Origin of the sequence: Zhongshania sp. (assembly GCF_029212375.1) — a bacterium.
Taxonomy (GTDB): domain Bacteria; phylum Pseudomonadota; class Gammaproteobacteria; order Pseudomonadales; family Spongiibacteraceae; genus Spongiibacter.
Map to the genome: position 1 here is coordinate 1 of NZ_JARGNU010000009.1, position 17,449 is coordinate 17,449.

At 52.2% G+C, this 17,449-nt stretch carries 20 protein-coding genes; 6 read left to right on the plus strand and 14 right to left on the minus strand.

What is annotated here, in order from left to right; all coding sequences use genetic code 11:
• Positions 1-39 precede the first annotated feature (39 nt).
• Complete coding sequence (locus tag P1U47_RS10615) at positions 40-582, minus strand: sterol desaturase family protein (RefSeq protein ID WP_301028839.1); 543 nt, start codon at positions 580-582, stop codon at positions 40-42.
• Between the two features lie 171 nt (positions 583-753).
• On the opposite strand from P1U47_RS10615, the gene P1U47_RS10620 reads away from it, so the two are divergent.
• Complete coding sequence (locus P1U47_RS10620) at positions 754-1,764, plus strand: AraC family transcriptional regulator (protein WP_301028841.1); 1,011 nt, start codon at positions 754-756, stop codon at positions 1,762-1,764.
• On the opposite strand, the gene P1U47_RS10625 is transcribed toward P1U47_RS10620, so the two are convergent.
• The 13 genes from P1U47_RS10625 to map all read right to left on the minus strand — a co-directional run bounded on the left by P1U47_RS10625 (position 1,761) and on the right by map (position 13,257).
• Positions 1,761-2,189, minus strand: a complete 429-nt coding sequence (locus P1U47_RS10625; protein ID WP_301028843.1) for a DUF1499 domain-containing protein — start codon at positions 2,187-2,189, stop codon at positions 1,761-1,763. The genes P1U47_RS10620 and P1U47_RS10625 overlap by 4 nt on opposite strands.
• Positions 2,190-2,302: 113 nt before the next feature.
• Complete coding sequence (locus P1U47_RS10630) at positions 2,303-2,839, minus strand: YaeQ family protein (protein WP_301028844.1); 537 nt, start codon at positions 2,837-2,839, stop codon at positions 2,303-2,305.
• Positions 2,840-2,888: 49 nt separating this feature from the next.
• Entirely contained in the window at positions 2,889-3,314 is a 426-nt protein-coding gene (locus tag P1U47_RS10635) for a YqaA family protein (protein ID WP_301028845.1), read from the minus strand.
• Positions 3,311-3,976 (minus strand): gamma-glutamyl-gamma-aminobutyrate hydrolase family protein, encoded by a 666-nt coding sequence (locus P1U47_RS10640; protein WP_301028847.1) that lies wholly within the window; start codon positions 3,974-3,976, stop codon positions 3,311-3,313. The genes P1U47_RS10635 and P1U47_RS10640 overlap by 4 nt, the downstream gene beginning before the upstream one ends.
• Positions 3,973-4,989 (minus strand): amidoligase family protein, encoded by a 1,017-nt coding sequence (locus P1U47_RS10645; protein ID WP_301028848.1) that lies wholly within the window; start codon positions 4,987-4,989, stop codon positions 3,973-3,975. Before P1U47_RS10645 ends, P1U47_RS10640 begins: the two co-directional genes overlap by 4 nt.
• Positions 4,982-6,046 carry an AI-2E family transporter gene (locus P1U47_RS10650; RefSeq protein WP_301028849.1) on the minus strand — a complete coding sequence of 355 codons (1,065 nt, stop codon included), beginning with the start codon at positions 6,044-6,046 and terminating at the stop codon, positions 4,982-4,984. Before P1U47_RS10650 ends, P1U47_RS10645 begins: the two co-directional genes overlap by 8 nt.
• Before the next feature lie 38 nt (positions 6,047-6,084).
• On the minus strand, positions 6,085-6,270 hold the full coding sequence (locus P1U47_RS10655) for a PLD nuclease N-terminal domain-containing protein (RefSeq protein WP_301028851.1): 186 nt from the start codon (positions 6,268-6,270) through the stop codon (positions 6,085-6,087).
• 170 nt (positions 6,271-6,440) lie between these two features.
• Entirely contained in the window at positions 6,441-7,478 is a 1,038-nt protein-coding gene (gene dapD / locus P1U47_RS10660; protein ID WP_301028853.1) for a 2,3,4,5-tetrahydropyridine-2,6-dicarboxylate N-succinyltransferase, read from the minus strand.
• 21 nt (positions 7,479-7,499) lie between these two features.
• A complete protein-coding gene (locus tag P1U47_RS10665; RefSeq protein ID WP_301028854.1) occupies positions 7,500-7,859 on the minus strand; it encodes an ArsC family reductase in 360 nt (119 codons plus the stop codon).
• 85 nt (positions 7,860-7,944) lie between these two features.
• Positions 7,945-8,598 (minus strand): endonuclease III, encoded by a 654-nt coding sequence (nth, locus tag P1U47_RS10670; protein ID WP_301028855.1) that lies wholly within the window; start codon positions 8,596-8,598, stop codon positions 7,945-7,947.
• The gene (gene dapC / locus P1U47_RS10675; protein ID WP_301028857.1) at positions 8,592-9,797 is read right to left on the minus strand and encodes a succinyldiaminopimelate transaminase; all 1,206 of its coding nucleotides are present in this window, start codon (positions 9,795-9,797) and stop codon (positions 8,592-8,594) included. The genes nth and dapC overlap by 7 nt, the downstream gene beginning before the upstream one ends.
• Positions 9,794-12,463, minus strand: a complete 2,670-nt coding sequence (locus tag P1U47_RS10680) for a [protein-PII] uridylyltransferase (protein ID WP_301028858.1) — start codon at positions 12,461-12,463, stop codon at positions 9,794-9,796. Before P1U47_RS10680 ends, dapC begins: the two co-directional genes overlap by 4 nt.
• Positions 12,460-13,257 (minus strand): type I methionyl aminopeptidase, encoded by a 798-nt coding sequence (gene map, locus P1U47_RS10685; RefSeq protein ID WP_301028859.1) that lies wholly within the window; start codon positions 13,255-13,257, stop codon positions 12,460-12,462. The genes P1U47_RS10680 and map overlap by 4 nt, the downstream gene beginning before the upstream one ends.
• Positions 13,258-13,541: 284 nt before the next feature.
• Here map and rpsB point away from each other — a divergent pair, with 284 nt between their 5' ends.
• From rpsB to uppS, 5 genes are all read left to right on the plus strand, one after another.
• Positions 13,542-14,291, plus strand: a complete 750-nt coding sequence (gene rpsB, locus P1U47_RS10690; protein WP_301028860.1) for a 30S ribosomal protein S2 — start codon at positions 13,542-13,544, stop codon at positions 14,289-14,291.
• A 113-nt stretch (positions 14,292-14,404) separates the two neighbouring features.
• The gene (gene tsf / locus P1U47_RS10695; RefSeq protein ID WP_301028861.1) at positions 14,405-15,268 is read left to right on the plus strand and encodes a translation elongation factor Ts; all 864 of its coding nucleotides are present in this window, start codon (positions 14,405-14,407) and stop codon (positions 15,266-15,268) included.
• A 90-nt stretch (positions 15,269-15,358) separates the two neighbouring features.
• Complete coding sequence (pyrH, locus tag P1U47_RS10700; protein ID WP_301028862.1) at positions 15,359-16,111, plus strand: UMP kinase; 753 nt, start codon at positions 15,359-15,361, stop codon at positions 16,109-16,111.
• The gene (gene frr / locus P1U47_RS10705; RefSeq protein WP_301028864.1) at positions 16,108-16,665 is read left to right on the plus strand and encodes a ribosome recycling factor; all 558 of its coding nucleotides are present in this window, start codon (positions 16,108-16,110) and stop codon (positions 16,663-16,665) included. Before pyrH ends, frr begins: the two co-directional genes overlap by 4 nt.
• Positions 16,666-16,683: 18 nt before the next feature.
• Positions 16,684-17,442 (plus strand): polyprenyl diphosphate synthase, encoded by a 759-nt coding sequence (gene uppS / locus P1U47_RS10710; RefSeq protein ID WP_301028866.1) that lies wholly within the window; start codon positions 16,684-16,686, stop codon positions 17,440-17,442.
• Positions 17,443-17,449 lie beyond the last annotated feature (7 nt).

Here is a 17,449-nt window from a genome sequence, read left to right on the forward strand (position 1 = left end):
AATAATTGACGGGTATTGTCTCTTATTAAGGCGTCCGGTTCATTCAACCAGAACAGTGTGCAAAAAGAATTGGTAGAGTAAATTGCCTTCAATTGCGAATAACACCCAGTCTTTATCAAAGCCAATTAAGGCGGCGGGTAACCACCACAATACCCAGCTACCCGACAGGGCGAAGGTGAAATTTTGACGCAGAGCGGTTGAAAAGTTCATGTGCGCTGAGGAGTGATGGGTTATATGGCCACTCCAGAACCAGCGCACTTTATGCATCATGACGTGGTTTACAAAAAAGCAGAAATCTATAAATACGATCAGCGCCAAAATACTGAGTACTGAGGCCTCGGGCTGCCACTGTAAACCCCACTCGTAAACACTTAAATAGAAAGCCTGTATGAATAACGCAATGGCGATGCCATCGACCACTTTGTAGGAGAATCCCGCCGCCAAATTGGCCAGTGTTTCGCGGGGGTGGTAAACCCCAGTTTGGCCAGTTTTACGCACATAAAGGTATTCGGCGCCGATAACCGCGAGGAATAATGCGCCAAAGGCAGTGACAAAAAACAGGGCGTGGAGAACGTCTTGCACGGTAAATCCTCGTTGTCGTAATTATTGAGTTACTAATACCTTACTCTTTGAAGTGTAGAGGATAAGTGGAATTATTAAATAGAGATTGACTAAGCCAGACAGCTTTTTGACATTTAGCGCCAATATGCCGATGATGCTTGTCTCTAATGATTGGTGTTAGGAGTCGCAAACGTGACGACATTACAGCTAGCGCAATTGCAGGTAAGCGGGGATTTAGCGGGTTTACTCCGCGATTTCATGGAATCTGAGGGCGATATACACTGCGAGCTGTACACCCAATTACAGGCCTTTAGCGCCAGTAGTCGAATTAGTTTTGGCCAGTGGTGGGCTTTATTAGACCGTCTGCAGCAACGCTTTCCAAAGCGTCACATCGGCTTAGAGCTGGGCCAGCGAGTTCGCCCCGCGCACCTGGGTATGCTCGGCTATTTAACCCTTGCCAGCGACACCGTGGCGGAGGCTTTGTTGGAGTTTCAGCGTTATCAAGGCTTACTTCACGACGGTGATCGGGCCAGTATTGAGCTGCTTGAAAAGCGTATGGTCTTGAGCTGGAGCGCTAATTACGGACCATCGACGAATTTATCGGATGAGGTATTGGTTGGCGGTCTCCTGCGCTTTGTGCAGTTGATGACCGGTCGCGACGATTTGCGTCCCCTCGCCGTGGATTTCACCTTTGTCGCGCCAGTAGATACTCAAGCTTATATTGAGGTGTTTGGCGCGCCAGTCCGGTTTGGACAGGCTTGTACCGCATTGGAGTTTCCGGTCGCGTATTTGGATTTGCCGGTAAGCAATAGCGATCCAGGTCTGAAATTATTGCTAGAGCGTCAGGCCCAAGCCGCGTTGGCGGTGCTGCCGCACAGCGAGGGTTTTATGCAAGGCTTGCGCAGAGCGCTGTTGCGGGCTATGCAGAGTGGCCGCGCCAATTCGGCGCAGGTTGCCACCAGCCTGAATATGTCAGAGCGAACTTTATTTCGACGGCTTAATGAGCAGGGCCTGAGCTTTAAAGTGATTTTGGCGCAAACCCGTACCCAGTTGGCTCAGGAGTATCTGCGCGACAAGCGGCTGACCTTAAGTGAAATTGCTCTGCTATTGGGCTATTCGGAACAAAGCGCGTTTAATCGTGCCTTTAAACGCGAGACGGGCTTGTCACCGCGTCGCTACCAGCAGCAAGCCGACGGCACTTAGTTATTTTTTGCGGCATTAAATAGCTTGCGCAAGGTTTCGACCCGCTCGCGATTGACCTCAAAATCGTAGTAGCCAAGGTAGGAAGCGCTGCGCACCTCAGCCCGATTAGTATTTGGCTGATAGCGCAATTCGATATCGTCGCGATAGCGCATAATTGCGCTGTGAGTGACGGCGTGCAGGTAATTGGCTTGGCGCTCGACCACGTTAGTGCGCGGCATATTGAGCAGCGTTTCCTGCAATAGCTGCCACTGCTCGACGGAGTTAACGGTAAGCGCTGCGATGTGCTTGCTGCCCACCTCCAAGCTCGACACACAGCGTGGGGCGCTGGGGCAGGGGCCGAATTGGGTGTTGGCAGCATTTTGCATTGGTGCTGTGCTACAGGCGCTAAGTGCGCTGGCGGCGAGTAGGATGATTAATTTATACATTTGCTCTCTCCTGAACTCGCCTTACATACGCGTCGCGTAAATGGGGCTGGACCCCGAGTTTTACGTTAACGTATTCATTTTAGAGCTTTTGAATTGATAGCCGCGTTTACAAATTAGCAGCGGGTGATCAATTGCACATCAACATTACTGGTGGCGTCAGAAAACCACACTGAACCTTCGTCGATGGTGCACTGCAATTTCATGGTGCGCTGTGCCATGGCGGTAAGTACGGCGGAGTCTTCGGTATTTACTTCAATAACCCGCACATTGCCGTAGCGGCTGATTTTACTGCTGTGCTCATCCCACCACATTTGCGCGGTGCGACCGCCGTAAATTAGCAGCACAACTTGCTTAGCAATGCCGCGGGCTTTGCGCATGCGTTTTTCGCTGGGCAGGCCGAGCTCGATCCATAAGTCGATTTCACCGGTGAGGGACTTGAGCCATAAATCGGGTTCGTCGTCGGTGCTTAGACCTCTGGTAAATTCCAAATGCTCTTCGGCATAGAGGGCAAAGGCGAGTATGCGCAGCATCATGCGCTCATCGGTTTCCGAAGGATGACGGGCAACGGTAAATTGATGGGTTTGATAATAGTGACGGCGAATATCACTGATATCGAGGGTGGTTTTAAACAGCGTGGCATTTAGGGCCATGGTCTAGCTCGCGGTATTTCAGGAGGCCTTATTCTACGCTGTTTTGCCTTTAAAAGGCGGCTAGGCCAATAATTACCAGTGCATAGCGCAGGCCTTTGCCAATGCCAACTAAGATAAAAAAGGCGGGGGCGGGCACCTTCATCATGCCGCCGACCACGGTTAAGGCATCGCCACCAATTGGCATCCACGACATGAGTAACGTCCATTTTCCGTAGCGGAGAAACCAATTTTGGGCGCGCTGCAAATCGACCTTGCGCGCTGGAAACCAGCGGCGGTCGGCGTATTGCACAAATTTAGACCCCATCCACCAATTCACGCCGGCGCCCAAGGTATTGCCGGTGGTTGCGGCCAGCCATAGCCAGCCAGGATGCAAACCTTCGCGCAATTGCGCGACCAAGAGTATCTCAGAGTAAAAGGGCAGTAAGGTGGCGGCGCCAAAGGCAACTGCAAAGAGTAGAAGATAAGCAGAGATCACCGGCGCGCACTCGCTACTAAGTGCCGGAATAAATGTAATTGGCGCAATTGAAAAGGCAGGTATTCGGGGTGCCATTGCACACCAATGCGGCAGCGGTGCTCGGGATCTTCCACGGCCTGAATAATATAATCGGCGTCGCGACCTGCAACCCGTAAACCTTGGCCAAGGTCTTTAATCGCTTGGTGGTGAAGGCTATTTATTTTGCACTGCTCTTTGCCAAAGATTTGAAAGAGTTTGCTATAGGTTTCTAAATGCAGGGTTTTACGTGGCAGCAGCATGCGCTTATTTGAGGTTAAACGACGCATCATTGTTAGGTCGCTGTGCAGGGTGCCGCCGAGCACCACATTCAGTAATTGCGCACCGCGACAAATACCCAGTATCGGTAAACCGCGGCTGAGGCTGAGTTCTAAGGCGATCATTTCGAAACGGTCGCGCTCGCGGTTGATGGGCGCTATTTCTGGCGCATCTGGCATATAAAGGCGCTGATCGATATCGTCGCCACCACTAATAATAATGCCGTCTAAGTTTTCGGGGAGGGCGCTGCGGCTGGGGGTGAGTCGATAAGCCTCGGCGCCACAGCGCTGCAGCGCGAAGCGAATAAACCACCACGCCAGTGGCAGGCGAGTGTCGTCGCCGGTTACCCCAATAAGTGGTCGGCTCACAGCAGCTCCGGTATTAACCATTGGCTAACACTGTGCGACCAGTTGGTGAATAGATTGGCGGTGGGGTTATCCAAATAATTGCGATAAGCCTGACACACTGTTTCTAGGCGGCTTTTGTCCATGGCCAAATTATCTACTTGCAGCCAGTCGCGGTAGGGGTGAATTAAACCCCACTGCGGATCGTCAATTAAGCTATTGGGCAGGCGGTAGTGCAGCGTGGGCCGCGCTTTAACGCGGTCGTCGTCGACTTTGGCACGCAGCCGTGGCTCGTCGATATGGGCGAACAGCGGCAGCATATCCAAGGCGCGGTTGCGGGTGGGATTGAACTCTAAGTAATCGTCAATTAGCTGGTCGATATTAGGTTGGTAACTTGGCTTGAGAATCTTGCGCACATAGTCTTTGCCAAAGGGGTCGACATAGGAAGTTAGGCGGCGACTAAAGTCGACATCGCAGCGCATTTTTAACCATTCGTATAAACATAAGAAAGCGCGCAGATAGTCGAGAATAGTAGCCGCCTCGCAGTCTGGCATTTCTGGGTTAAGCTGCAAGCCAAAGGCGTTTTTGGCCGAGGCGTGGGTGCCTTGGGCATCGAGATTGCGCAGGTTTACAAACAGGTCTTCTAGCTGCCATAAGTCGCTCATGGCAATGGGTGGTGCAACGACTTCGAACGGCACTAATTGCTTGGCGATGGCGCCAACAATGGCCTCGGCCAGTTCTTCTAAGTCATTAGTGTCGGCAGACTCATGACGCTCGCGGCTGATCCGTTTGATGTAGGAAAAGTCCAGTTCAACGCCAAATTGGCCCAGCGAGGTGTCGACAACATTCACCTCATAGTCAGAGAGCGGCTCGGCGTTACCGCCGTATTGCTGAATGATGGTGTCGACAATGCCGTCAATTTCCATGCCGGTAAATTCAATTTCCACGCCAAGACGGCGTACGGCGCCAGCTTTGGTATGCAATTGCAGGGGTAACGGCCAGAGTTGCTTTCGGTAGGCATCTAAGGGCTTAGTCATTGGTATTTCCTATGATATGGGCAAGGGGAAGCAGGCGCTCGGTGTGCTGGCAAACCACCTGAAATAGCGTGAGTAGTGGCACCGCCAGCAATACGCCGGGGGCGCCCCACAACCAGCCCCAGAAAAAAATCCACAAAAACACCACAATGGGATTGAGACTAAAACGAAAGCCGTGCACCAGCGGGTCTATAAATTGGCCCACCGCGGCAGTAAATAGTCCGTAGCCTAGTGGCACTGCGACCATCGCTGCGGGGGTGGGGTAGCTCACCGCGCTGACAATACTGAGTAATATTAGCGTCATGCTGACCCCGAGATAGGGGATATAACGCAGCAGCGCAGCCACGGCGCCCCACAGCGCGGGATCGGGGAAATCAAACAAATACAACGCTACCGTAGTAATGCAGCCAATCGCGACGTTGACAGCCGTTATCGTCATTAGGTAGCGGGACATTTGGGTCTGGGCGCGCTGCGCTATCCGCGTGACCACGGCTTTGTCTCTCTGGGTTGGCAGGCTGTGAATAAAGCGCCGCATTAATGCTTCCCCCGACGTTAGCAGGAAGAATAAAAGAATAATACTCAAGGTGCCGTAAACCCCAAAATTTTTCGCGGTTTCCCCCAATTCTGAACGCCAGCCCGCTTCACTAATAACGACCCGTGTCACCTCAGGGTTGCTGGGGCTGGCGCTAAGCTCTTGGGCCAGTGAATCGATGCTACGAGTGGCGGCGTCAACGTCGGGGCTGTCGGTATTAACGCTGCTGAGTTGCTCGCGAACGATCTCGACCGCCTCGGGTACCCGCTGCAACCACTGGCTGGCGGGTTTGGCAAGGGCGTAAATGCCACTGCCGGCGATGCTTAGGCAAATGCTCATTACGGTTAATGCGGCGAGGCTGCGAGGTAGGCGCAAGGCCTGTAAGCGACTCACAGCGGGGCTTAGTAATAGTGAGAAAATAAGCGCTAAGGTGATCGGCAGCATGACATCTCTGGCGACCTGTAAAGTGTACAGAATCGCGAGTATGGCAATGATTTTCAGCGGCCAGTCGGCCGGTTTATTGGGCATGGTTTCCACGGGCGATTTATTTGGGTGTATTTACTGAGTTAATGGGGTTCACGCGGGCCGGTAAACCACCATATTGCGAGGCCAAATACGGGCAAAAATAGAATTAGTACGATCCATAATAGCTTGGTGGTAGAGCTTTCTTTGCTTTGCACGATGTTGAGAATGGCCCAGATATCGGCAATAAAAATAAGAAATCCCAGTACACCGCTAATCTGAAGCTCCATATGTTTCCCCGTTGAGATAATAAAAATTCAATAGTTCGCAAACTAGGCAAATATGACTGTGCTTATTTAGCGTAGCCGTAATATAGAGTAGCTGGATAGACGGGAGTTCACCAACCGGTGAAATTGCCCCGCGAACGCGGGGCGAGGGGGCTTGCTGAAATTAACGGTGCTTAGTTATGGGCGTGGAGCATTTCGTTAAGGGCGATGGCCGATTTATTGGTTAGCACCTCAACGGCGCCATTTTTGGAATTGCGGCGGAATAGCAAGTCTGACTGACCAGATAGATCGCGAGCCTTGGTGGTGCCGGCAACCGCGCCATCGGCGTCGATCATAGTGATTACCGAACCCGCAGTAATGTACAGGCCAGCTTCGATGGTGCAGCGATCACCTAGTGGAATACCGACGCCAGCATTGGCGCCAATCAGGCACTCTTTGCCCACCGAGATAATAATATTATTGCCGCCAGACAAGGTGCCCATGGTTGAGCAGCCGCCGCCAAGGTCGGAGCCCGCGCCAACCATAACACCCGCTGAAATACGGCCTTCAATCATGCCGGGGCCTTCGGTGCCAGCGTTAAAGTTAACAAAACCCTCGTGCATGATGGTGGTGCCTTCACCGAGGTAGGCGCCGAGGCGAACCCGCGCGGTGTGGGCAATACGCACGCCAGTAGGCACTACGTAGTTGGTCATTTTAGGGAATTTGTCTACTGACATCACTTCTAGCATTTCGCCTTTAAGGCGCGCATCGAGCTGGCGAGCTTTGAGTTCGCTTAGGTCTACCGCGCCTTTATTGGTCCACGCGACATTGGGCAGGGCGCCGAATAGGCCGGTAAGGTTGATTGTTTGTGGTTTAACGAGGCGGTGAGACAGCAAATGCAGCTTTAAATACCCTTCGGGTACGGAGCTTGGTGCGTCGTCGGTAGTGAGCAAGGTGACGACCAGGGGCTGGCTACCGCTGGCTAGTTGCACTGCGAGTTCGGCTTGGTCTTTATTGCCGGCAGCTTTAAGGGCCTCGGCAATTTGTGCCATTTGGTCTTTGGTGACTGCGCTGGCAGTATTGCCTTGTACTGGTTCGAGAACACTGAGGATGGCGTCTACCATTTTGGCCGCAGGTGCTAGTAGGGGTTGAGGGTAGAAGGTATCTAGCCACTCGCCTTTACGATTTTGGGTGCCGAGGCCGAGGCCGAGTGCGAAATATGTCTGGGTCATTTGCAATGTCTCTTAAGGTGTTTAAAGGGTGTGGTGGGTGAACAGCGACTGGTAATGATCGGCTTTAAAGCCGAGGTGTAACGCGCTGCCGGTGTCTAACAGGGGCCGCTTCATCAAGGTCGGGTGTTCTAAAAGTAGGGGAATAGCAGTGTCTATACATAGCCCTTCGCGTTGGGCGGGGCTAAGTTGCTTCCACGTGGTGCTGCGCTTATTGACTAAGGCTTCTACGCCTAGGTCTTGCAGCCAAGCTTGTAATTGTGGCGCGGTCAGTGGGGTTTCGCGCACATCGTGAAAAGTAAAGTCGACATTGTGCGTTTCTAACCAGCGTCTGGCGGTGCGCACGGTGTCGCAGTTTTTAATGCCGTAGAGTGTGGTGCTCATGGTTAGCTCTTGTGGTCAATGAGGGCGGAATTTACGGGCCGCTAAGGATAGCAAATTACTGCGCGCGGATCACGACGAGGTATTGCTACGGCTTGTAAACCGTCGGCGGCTTTTTACGTTTCGGATATAAAGTGGTGCATATTTCGCACACGGTGCCGTCGCAGCCTCTGGCGCTGCAGTATTCGCGGCCATAAAAAATAATTTGCAGGTGCAGCGGGTTCCACTTTTCCTTGGGGAAGAGTGATTTAAGGTCTTTTTCAGTTTGCACCACATTCTTGCCATTGGTTAGCCCCCAGCGCTGAGCTAGGCGGTGAATATGGGTGTCGACGGCAAAAGCGGGTACGCCAAAGGCTTGGGACATCACCACACTGGCGGTTTTGTGGCCGACACCTGGCAGCGTTTCTAGCGCGGCCATATTTGCAGGAACGACGCCGTTGTATTTTTCAACGAGAATTTCTGACAGGCGTTTAATAGCGCTGGATTTTTGTGGTGACAGGCCGCAGGGGCGAATGATCTGGCGGATAATTTCCACATTTTGCTCGGCCATATCAAAGGGATTGTCGGCTAACTCAAATAGCGCTGGGGTAATTTGGTTGACTCGGGCATCGGTGCACTGGGCCGACAGTAATACCGCAACTAAGAGGGTGTAGGGGTCTTTGTGGTCCAGCGGTATTGGTTGCTCGGGATACAGTTCTTGCAGGCGCTTTTCAATAAACGCAGCCCGTTCCTTCTTTAGCATGCGCCACGCTCAACTAGGCTTTGCACGTAGGCTTTTATACGATGCGCGGCATCGGCACACTGCTCTGCTTCAGCAACTAAGGCCATACGCACATAATTGGCACCAGGGTTGAAACCATCTATCTCACGGGACAAATAGCTGCCGGGCAGTACGGTGACGTGCTGTTGCTCGAATAGGCCTTTTGCAAACTCGGTGTCGCTAATCGGAGTTTTGGCCCACAGATAAAAGGAGGCGTCTGGGCGGCTAACGTCGAGGCAGCCATCGAGAATAGCAAGCACCTCGGCAAATTTCTGACGGTAGAGCTCACGATTAGCCTTAACGTGTGCTTCATCGCTCCATGCCGCTACGCTGGCCAGTTGGTGTTGAACTGGCATCGCGCAACCGTGGTAGGTGCGGTAGAGCAAAAAGTCTTTGAGAATAGCGGCGTCGCCGGCCACAAAGCCAGAGCGCAAGCCTGGCAGGTTAGAGCGTTTAGATAGACTGTGAAAAACCACGCAGCGCCGGTAATCATTGCGGCCGAGTTCCGCGCAGGCTTGGAGTAAGCCTGGCGGCGGGCTGGCTTCGTCAAAATACAGCTCGGAATAGCATTCGTCGCTGGCGATTACAAAGTCGTATTGATCGGCTAGGGCGACGAGCTCTTTGAGTTGCGAACTGCTCATTACCGCGCCGCTGGGGTTGCCTGGGGTGCAGATATACAGCAACTGGCAGCGCTGCCAAACGTCGGCACTCACTGCCGCAAAATCGGGAATAAAGCCATTTTCCACACGACAGGCCAGAAATTCTGGCGTGGCGCCAGCCAGTAGCGCAGCACCTTCGTATATTTGGTAAAAAGGATTGGGGCTGCACACTAGGGCGTTGGGGCCGGGGCTGACCACTGTTTGGGCAAAGGCAAATAGCGCCTCGCGGGTGCCGTTAACCGGCAGTATTTCGGTTTCGGGGTCGAGCTTGCTCAGGCTAAAGCGCTGGCATGCCCAGCTTGCGATCGCGTTTCTTAACTCGGGAATCCCCTTGGTGGTGGGGTAGTTGCTGAGTTTGTCGATATTGCCGGTAATGGTTTTGGCGACAAAATCTGGCGAGGCGTGCTTGGGCTCGCCAATGGAGAGCGCGATATGGGCGAGTGCCGGGGTTTGAAGTCCGGCAAATAAGTCGCGCAATTTTTCAAAGGGATAGGCTTGCAGTGCCAATAAATGAGGGTTCATAGGGGCTTGCTACTCGCTTTCTCGTCTAGTTCTCGGCAAATGGCCTGTTGTATTTCTTCGCAGAGCACAGGGTCGTCTATGGGCCGCTGGTTTTCGTCGGTGATAAAAAAGACGTCTTCAACTCGTTCGCCGAGGGTGGCGATTTTGGCATTTTGTAAGCGAATATCGTATTGATTAAAAATTCGCGCCAAGCGTGCCAATAAGCCCGGACGGTCGGGGGTGATCACTTCGAGTACGGTGTGACCTTTATTTAGGTCGGTAGCCATACTGGTGCGGGTTGGAATTGAAAATAGTCGCATTTGTCTGGGGGTGCGGCGGTTGATGGTGGCGGGGAAGCGCTCGGGGTGCTCCAGATGTTCCTGCATAAATTCTATGATGTGGGCGATTCGGCTGGGGTTGTCGCCTATGGTTTCACCCTCGGCACCCAAAACATAAAAGGTATCCAAGGTATAACCGGTGCCGCTATTGTAAATGCGGGCGTCTTGAATACTCAGGTCGAGTTGCTCCAGCGCCTCGGCGAGCATGGCAAATAAACCAGCTTTGGCCTTGGTGTGCACAAAGATCTGGGTTGCGCCCTCGTGGTCGAGTAAGCCGCCTTCTTTGACAAGGATTACGCTGGTATTGGCGCTAGTGCGCTGGGCGATAGCGCGGGTGTGCCAAACGATGTCGTCAATTTGTTCGCGAATAAAATAATCTTCGCCGGTGTCGGCCCACAGGGTGCGAATTTCGGTTTCGGTAAAGCCGTAGTCTTCGAGTTTTTCGATGGCGCCAGCTTGGGTCTCGTCGATCCACTCTTGTTTGTCGATGGGCGTCTCGAGGCCGCGGCGCAGTGCGCGCCGCGTTTCGGCATAGAGCTGACGCATTAGTGACGCCCGCCACGATGTCCATAAATTGGGGTTGGTGGCGTTAATGTCGGCCACGGTTAAGCAGAATAAATAATCGAGGTGCTGGATATCGCCCATCGTTAACGCGAAATCGCGAATTACCTCGGGGTCTTGAATGTCTTTGCGCTGGGAAACCGAGGATATTTCGAGGTGTTTTTCAACCAGCCACGCCACCAAATTGCCATCGCGTTTATTTAGGCCGATGTATTCACAAAACTCCCGCGCATCCACGGCGCCAAGACTGGAGTGGTCGCCGCCACGGCCCTTGGCTATGTCGTGGAATAAGCCCGCTAGATAAAGCAGTTCGTGCTTGGGCAGACGCTGCATTATTCGGCAGGCCATGGGGTATTGGGCGACCATGCTGGGGTAGCGGAAGCGGCTGATATTTTTAATCAGCTCAAGGGTGTGCGCATCAACTGAGTATATGTGGAAGAGGTCGTGCTGCATTTGCCCGACAATATGGGCAAAGGCGGGTATAAATTTGCCGAGAATACGAAAGCGCTTCATGCGTCGCAGGCTCAGCGCAACCCGGTTGGGCGAGCGCAATAGTTCTAAGAAATAGCGCTTGTTTTTAGGGTCAGCGCGGAAGCGGTCGTCAATTAAATGCCGCGACTTACGGATTAGGCGAATGGTGCTCGCTCTAACGCCGTCGATGCCCTCGTGATTGGCCATCAGCACAAATATTTCCATTAGCGCTGAGGGTGTCTTAGTAAAGACTTTGTCGTTGGCCGCTTCAATATGGCCGTTGCGAATGCGAAAACGGGGGTTAATCTCTAATACGGTTTCGGCTTCGCAGGCGCGCAGTATGGTTTCGTCAAAGTGCTGCATAAGCACGTCGTTAAGCTCGCCAAGGTGCATGGCCCAGCGATAGTACTGTTGCATAAATTGTTCAACGGCGAGCCTGCCATTGCCGTCGGTAAAACCGAAGGACTCTGCCAAGGTGCGTTGGTGGTCGAAGAGCAGGCGATCTTCTTCGCGACCGGCCAGAAGGTGCAGGGCAAAGCGAACCCGCCACAAGAAATCCTGACCTTCTTTTAAGGTGTCTAGCTCGTCTTGGGTGAGGAATTGACGTTCTAGCAATTCGTCGATGGATTGGGCGCCAAAATGCCGTTTGACTACCCAGCCTATCATTTGAATATCGCGTAGGCCGCCCGGCGAACTTTTGATGTTGGGTTCTAAATTGTATTCAGAGTTGGCAAATTTGCGGTGGCGATGAATTTGCTCATCCCACTTTGCTCTAAAAAACTCACTGCTCGGCCAAATTTGATCGGGGCCGACTCTGCTCATTAATTCGTCGTAGAGTGCAGTGTTGCCTGCAAGTGGGCGAGACTCCATGAGGTTGGTGGCAACGGTAATGTCATCGGCGGCGGTTTGCTGGCACTGGCTAACCGTTCTGACGCTGTGACCAATTTCGAGATTGATATCCCATAACAGGGTGATCAGGCTTTCGATATTGTCGCGGTAGTCGCTGGCGTCATCGCTGGTCAGTATTAATAAATCGATATCGGAATAGGGGTGCAGCTCGCCGCGGCCATAGCCACCAACAGCGATCAGACTGATGTCGTCGCGCCACTGATAGCTAGCCCAGATGTTTTGCAATAGTGCGTCTATACGGTTAGAGCGCAGGGCAACTAAATCGCGAATATTTTCCTTGGCTTCAAAGCGGGCTTTTAGATCTTTGGCTAGTTCTTTGAGGTAGGTTTTGTACACCTTGATCGGTTTGCTAATACTTGGGTCTTGCTGGCTGAGGAGCTGTGGATCCGGTAGGGCCGCAATACTCATTTCGGCTCCTGAAAAAAAGGTTCGTCGGGGCGGGCGGTCAGTACTTCAACGCCGTTCGCCGTTACCGCCATGGTGTGTTCCCATTGGGCAGAGAGGCGGCGATCTTTGGTGGTCACGGTCCAGCCGTCTTTCATATTGAGCTTGGTTTGTTTTTTACCGGCATTGATCATTGGTTCAATGGTGAACGTCATGCCTTCTTTTAATACCAAATCATTGCGGCGGTTGTAGCCTTCGCCGTAATGGAGCACTTGGGGGTCTTCGTGAAACACTTGGCCAATACCGTGGCCGCAGTATTCTTCTACTACGCTGTAATGTTTGCCGCGTGCGTGTTTCGCGATAATAGTGCCAATGTCGCTTAGCTTGCAGCCGGGCCTGACGATTTCAATAGCTTGATACATGCATTCCTGTGCTACCACGCAGAGACGCTTGGCGTGTTCGGGCACATTGCCCACATAAAACATGCGATTGGTGTCGCCGTGCCAGCCATCTTTTATAACAGTGACGTCAATATTCAGGATGTCGCCATCTTTTAAAACTTTGGCGTCCGACGGTATGCCATGGCAAATAACATCGTTTAGGGAGGTGCACACCGACTTGGGGAAGCCGTTGTAGTTCAGCGGCGCCGGAATGGCATTTTGCACATTCACTATATAGTCGTGGCAGATGCGGTCTAACTCGCCGGTGCTAATGCCTGGTTGGACATGGGGTGTGATCATTTCAAGCACGTCGGCGGCCAAGCGGCCAGCAATACGCATGGCGGCGATTTGCTCGGGGGTTTTAATGCTTACATTCATAACAAGAGTACCGTGCGCGGAATAATTGGGCGACTAAAGCCCGCTATTGTAAACCATCGCTTTGGGAGTGGCGAAGGTAGTGGGGATTTTTACGCTTGAAAGCGGTTTTGGCTTTATGTGGCAGGGCCTCTGTGGTATAAATACGCGCCCCAATAATGGCTCAGGCTGTAATTGGTTAATCGACGCGCAAAAACCGACACGTAATCCCGGGTGCTCTAGCTTAGCTGGGGTTGGGTTGCGGGGTTTTTGCAAGTTAGTAACCCGATGTTAATTAAGGAAAAATCATGTCACATATAAGCATGCGTGAAATGCTGCAAGCCGGCGTTCACTTTGGTCACCAGACTCGCTACTGGAACCCAAAAATGGGTCCCTATATTTTTGGTGCCCGCAATAAGATCCACATAATCAATCTTGAGCACACTGTTCCTGCGATGAATAACGCGTTGGACGCAATTGCCAAGATGGCTGCAAATAAGAACAAAATCCTGTTTGTTGGCACCAAGCGTGCTGCAAGCAAGATCATTGGCGAGCAAGCTACCCGCGCCGGTATGCCTTTTGTGAGCCACCGCTGGTTGGGCGGCATGCTGACTAACTATAAAACCATTCGTCAGTCAGTGCGTCGTTTGCGCGAGCTTGAAGCTCAGCAATTGGACGGTACGTTTGACAAACTGACCAAGAAAGAAGCCCTGATGCGTCGCCGTGATATGGAGAAGCTTGAGCGCTCCATTGGTGGTATCAAGGATATGGCTGGTCTGCCAGATGCATTGTTCGTCATTGATGTTGATCACGAGCGGATTGCTATTCAAGAAGCCAACAAACTGGGTATTCCAGTATTTGGTATTGTTGATACCAACAGCAACCCAGATGGTGTTGATTTTGTTATTCCTGGTAACGACGACGCGATTCGCGCCATCAAGCTGTATGTTACTGCCGTTGCAGACGTTGCTATTAAAGCCGCTGCCAATGACGCCGTTGTAGCAGATGAGTTTGTTGAAGTTGCTGCTAGCCCAGAAGGCGAAAGCGCTGCCGAGTAAATCTCGCCGCTAAGCAGTCTACGAAAGGGGGCGCGGCCCCCTTTTTTTGGATATCTATTGAGCAGGGCCGGTTTTGACGGTCGTGCTTAAGGTCAAAATACGAGGATTTTAGGATGGCTGTATCAGCATCAATGGTTAAAGAATTACGCGATCGCACTGGCTTGGGCATGATGGAGTGTAAAAAAGCACTCAATGAGTCTAATGGCGATATCGAACTGGCAATTGAAGAGCTACGTAAATCAAGCGGCATGAAAGCAGCTAAAAAAGCCGGTCGTACTGCGGCTGATGGCGTTGTTACTACTAAAGTTGCGGAAGATGGTAGCTACGGCGTAGTGGTAGAAGTGAATAGCGAAACCGATTTCGCTGCTCGTGAGCCAGGTTTTCAGGCTTTTGCCGCACTGGTTACTGATAAAGCGTTTGCCACTAAAGAAACCGACATTGCGGTATTGATGGCCGGTGAATTGGAAGCAGCTCGTGAATCGTTGGTTCAAAAAATTGGCGAGAACATTAGTGTACGTCGTGCGCTGGTAGTAACGGCCGAAGATGGCGTGGTTGATAGCTATGTTCACTCTAACAACCGTATTGCGGTATTGGTTGCATTGAAAGGCGGCGACGCTGAGCTGGCTCGCGATGTGGCTATGCACGTTGCTGCGGTTAACCCGCGTGTTGCTAAGGCAGAAGATATGCCTGCTGAAGAAATCGAAAAAGAGCGCGAAATCTTCACTGCCCAAGCGGCAGAGAGCGGCAAGCCTGCTGAAATCATTGAGAAAATGATTGACGGCCGGATCCGTAAGTTCCTGTCAGAAAGCTCGCTAGTTGATCAGGCCTTTGTTAAAGACCCTGAGGTGACTGTTGGCAAACTGCTGAAAAGCGGCGGTGCTGATATTCAAGAATTCGTCCGCTTTGAAGTGGGTGAAGGCATTGAGAAAGAAGAAGTGGATTTTGCCGCCGAGGTGGCTGCTCAGCTGAAAGGCTAAGCCACTTAGTAAATCGGGGCCTGCGGGCCCCGATTTACTATAGGCGATATACAAATTTTTAACATATCGTGCAATGTGGTGAGGTAAACGATGTCTAGCCAAAGTCGGGATAAGAAATACAAGCGCATACTTCTAAAATTAAGTGGCGAGGCTCTAATGGGGAGTCTGGGGTTTGGTATTGATCCCAAGGTCTTGGACCGCATGGCGCTGGAAGTAGGGCAGTTAGTTGGTATTGGCGTGCAGGTTGGTCTGGTGGTGGGTGGCGGTAATTTATTCCGTGGCGCAGCATTGCAGACGGCCGGACTCGACCGAGTCACTGGCGACCACATGGGTATGCTGGCAACGGTCATGAACGCACTGGCGCTACGTGATGCATTAGAGCGCAGTAATATAAAATCCTCAGTTATGTCGGCTATTCCCATGAGTGGCGTGGTAGATCACTATGATCGCCGCAAAGCGATTCGGGCTTTAACCCGTGGCGAGGTAGTTATTTTTGCCGCTGGCACTGGCAATCCGTTTTTTACCACGGATTCTGCTGCAGTGCTGCGGGGCATAGAAGTTGACGCCGACCTAGTGCTCAAAGCAACTAAGGTTGATGGGGTGTATAGTGCCGACCCAATGCGTGATCCAGACGCAGTAAAATACGATTACCTCAGCTATGATGAGGTGCTGGATAAAAAACTCGAGGTGATGGATCTTACGGCAATCTGCTTGTGCCGTGATCACAATATGCCCTTGCGAGTATTTGCCATGGAGCAGCAGGGCGCTCTTTTGAATATTGTTGTGGGTGGCGAAGAGGGAACGCTAGTGGCCGCCACAAAGCGCGAGGAGAAGAAATCGTGATAAATGAACTGAAAGAAGATGCCAAAGTACGTATGGCAAAGGCGATTGAAGCCCTAGGTAGTAATTTTAATAAAATCCGTACCGGCCGCGCGCACCCGAGCTTATTAGATGGTGTGCGGGTATCGTATTACGGCACCGATACGCCGCTGTCGCAGGTGGCCAATATTGGCATCGAAGACGCGCGCACGCTTACCGTTACACCTTGGGAAAAGAACATTGTTCCCGATGTTGAAAAAGCCTTGATGAAGTCAGATCTGGGTTTGAACCCCAGTACCGCTGGCAGCGTGATTCGCATTCCAATGGCAATGCTTACCGAAGAAACCCGTAAAGGTTACATCAAAACCGCACGTGCTGAAGCCGAGAGCGCGCGGGTGTCGATTCGCAGCGCCCGTCGCGATGTGCTTTCTGATATTAAAGACCTGCTAAAAGAAAAAGAAATTAGCGAAGACGATGAGCGTCGCGCGCAGGACGAAGTGCAGAAAATCACCGATCAGTTTATCGCAGAAGTTGATAAGGCACTTGCGGCCAAAGAAACTGATTTGATGGTTATCTAAGCGGCGAAATTCCTTGTCATGGTAGTAAGTACGCGGTCCGCCGCATCCCCAAGTGTTCCGCGCCATGTTGCCATCATTATGGATGGCAACAATCGCTGGGCCAAGCGTCAAGGTTTGAAATCTTCGGCGGGTCATCGCGCCGGTGTTGAAGTGATTCGGCCACTGCTCAAACTGACTCGCGAGCGGGGCGTTGAGATAGTGACCTTGTTCGCTTTCTCCAGTGAAAACTGGCGGCGCCCTACACTCGAAGTTCAGGCCTTGATGCGCTTGTTTTCCAGCTATCTGGACTCCGAAACTAAGCAACTTCACGCCGACGGAGTGCGTATGCGCTTTATTGGCGAACGCAGTCAATTCTCGGCTGCTCTGCGCAAGCAGATGGACTACAGCGAGCAATTAACCCGCTTTAACCGCGATACCCAGTTAGTCATTGCGGTAGATTACGGCGGCCAGTGGGATATTGTGAATGCCGCAAAATCGCTGGCGGAGCAAGTGCAGGCAGGAGAATTAACGCCAGCAGACTTTAGTGTTGAGCTGTTTGATAAGCAAATGTCGCTTGCTGATGTTCCCAAACCGGATTTGTGTATACGCACGGCCGGTGAGCAGCGCATCAGTAATTTTTTATTGTGGCAGCTGGCTTATAGCGAGCTGTATTTTACCGATTGTTTCTGGCCGGACTTCGACGCTGCCGAGCTGGATCGTGCACTACATGCCTATGCCCACCGCGACCGCCGTTTCGGCGCTCGCGATAACGAGAATGACGCGGCAGGCACGGAGTAGGAGAGTC

Excerpts from the sequence above, each read along its gene's own strand:
- P1U47_RS10625 (WP_301028843.1), bottom strand. The coding sequence starts at position 2,189 with ATGTATAAATTAATCATCCTACTCGCCGCCAGCGCACTTAGCGCCTGT.
- P1U47_RS10630 (WP_301028844.1), bottom strand. The coding sequence starts at position 2,839 with ATGGCCCTAAATGCCACGCTGTTTAAAACCACCCTCGATATCAGTGAT.
- P1U47_RS10645 (WP_301028848.1), bottom strand. The coding sequence starts at position 4,989 with ATGACTAAGCCCTTAGATGCCTACCGAAAGCAACTCTGGCCGTTACCC.
- P1U47_RS10650 (WP_301028849.1), bottom strand. The coding sequence starts at position 6,046 with ATGCCCAATAAACCGGCCGACTGGCCGCTGAAAATCATTGCCATACTC.
- P1U47_RS10655 (WP_301028851.1), bottom strand. The coding sequence starts at position 6,270 with ATGGAGCTTCAGATTAGCGGTGTACTGGGATTTCTTATTTTTATTGCC.
- dapD (WP_301028853.1), bottom strand. The coding sequence starts at position 7,478 with ATGACCCAGACATATTTCGCACTCGGCCTCGGCCTCGGCACCCAAAAT.
- P1U47_RS10665 (WP_301028854.1), bottom strand. The coding sequence starts at position 7,859 with ATGAGCACCACACTCTACGGCATTAAAAACTGCGACACCGTGCGCACC.
- nth (WP_301028855.1), bottom strand. The coding sequence starts at position 8,598 with ATGCTAAAGAAGGAACGGGCTGCGTTTATTGAAAAGCGCCTGCAAGAA.
- dapC (WP_301028857.1), bottom strand. The coding sequence starts at position 9,797 with ATGAACCCTCATTTATTGGCACTGCAAGCCTATCCCTTTGAAAAATTG.
- P1U47_RS10680 (WP_301028858.1), bottom strand. The coding sequence starts at position 12,463 with ATGAGTATTGCGGCCCTACCGGATCCACAGCTCCTCAGCCAGCAAGAC.
- map (WP_301028859.1), bottom strand. The coding sequence starts at position 13,257 with ATGAATGTAAGCATTAAAACCCCCGAGCAAATCGCCGCCATGCGTATT.
- rpsB (WP_301028860.1), top strand. The coding sequence starts at position 13,542 with ATGTCACATATAAGCATGCGTGAAATGCTGCAAGCCGGCGTTCACTTT.
- tsf (WP_301028861.1), top strand. The coding sequence starts at position 14,405 with ATGGCTGTATCAGCATCAATGGTTAAAGAATTACGCGATCGCACTGGC.
- pyrH (WP_301028862.1), top strand. The coding sequence starts at position 15,359 with ATGTCTAGCCAAAGTCGGGATAAGAAATACAAGCGCATACTTCTAAAA.
- uppS (WP_301028866.1), top strand. The coding sequence starts at position 16,684 with ATGGTAGTAAGTACGCGGTCCGCCGCATCCCCAAGTGTTCCGCGCCAT.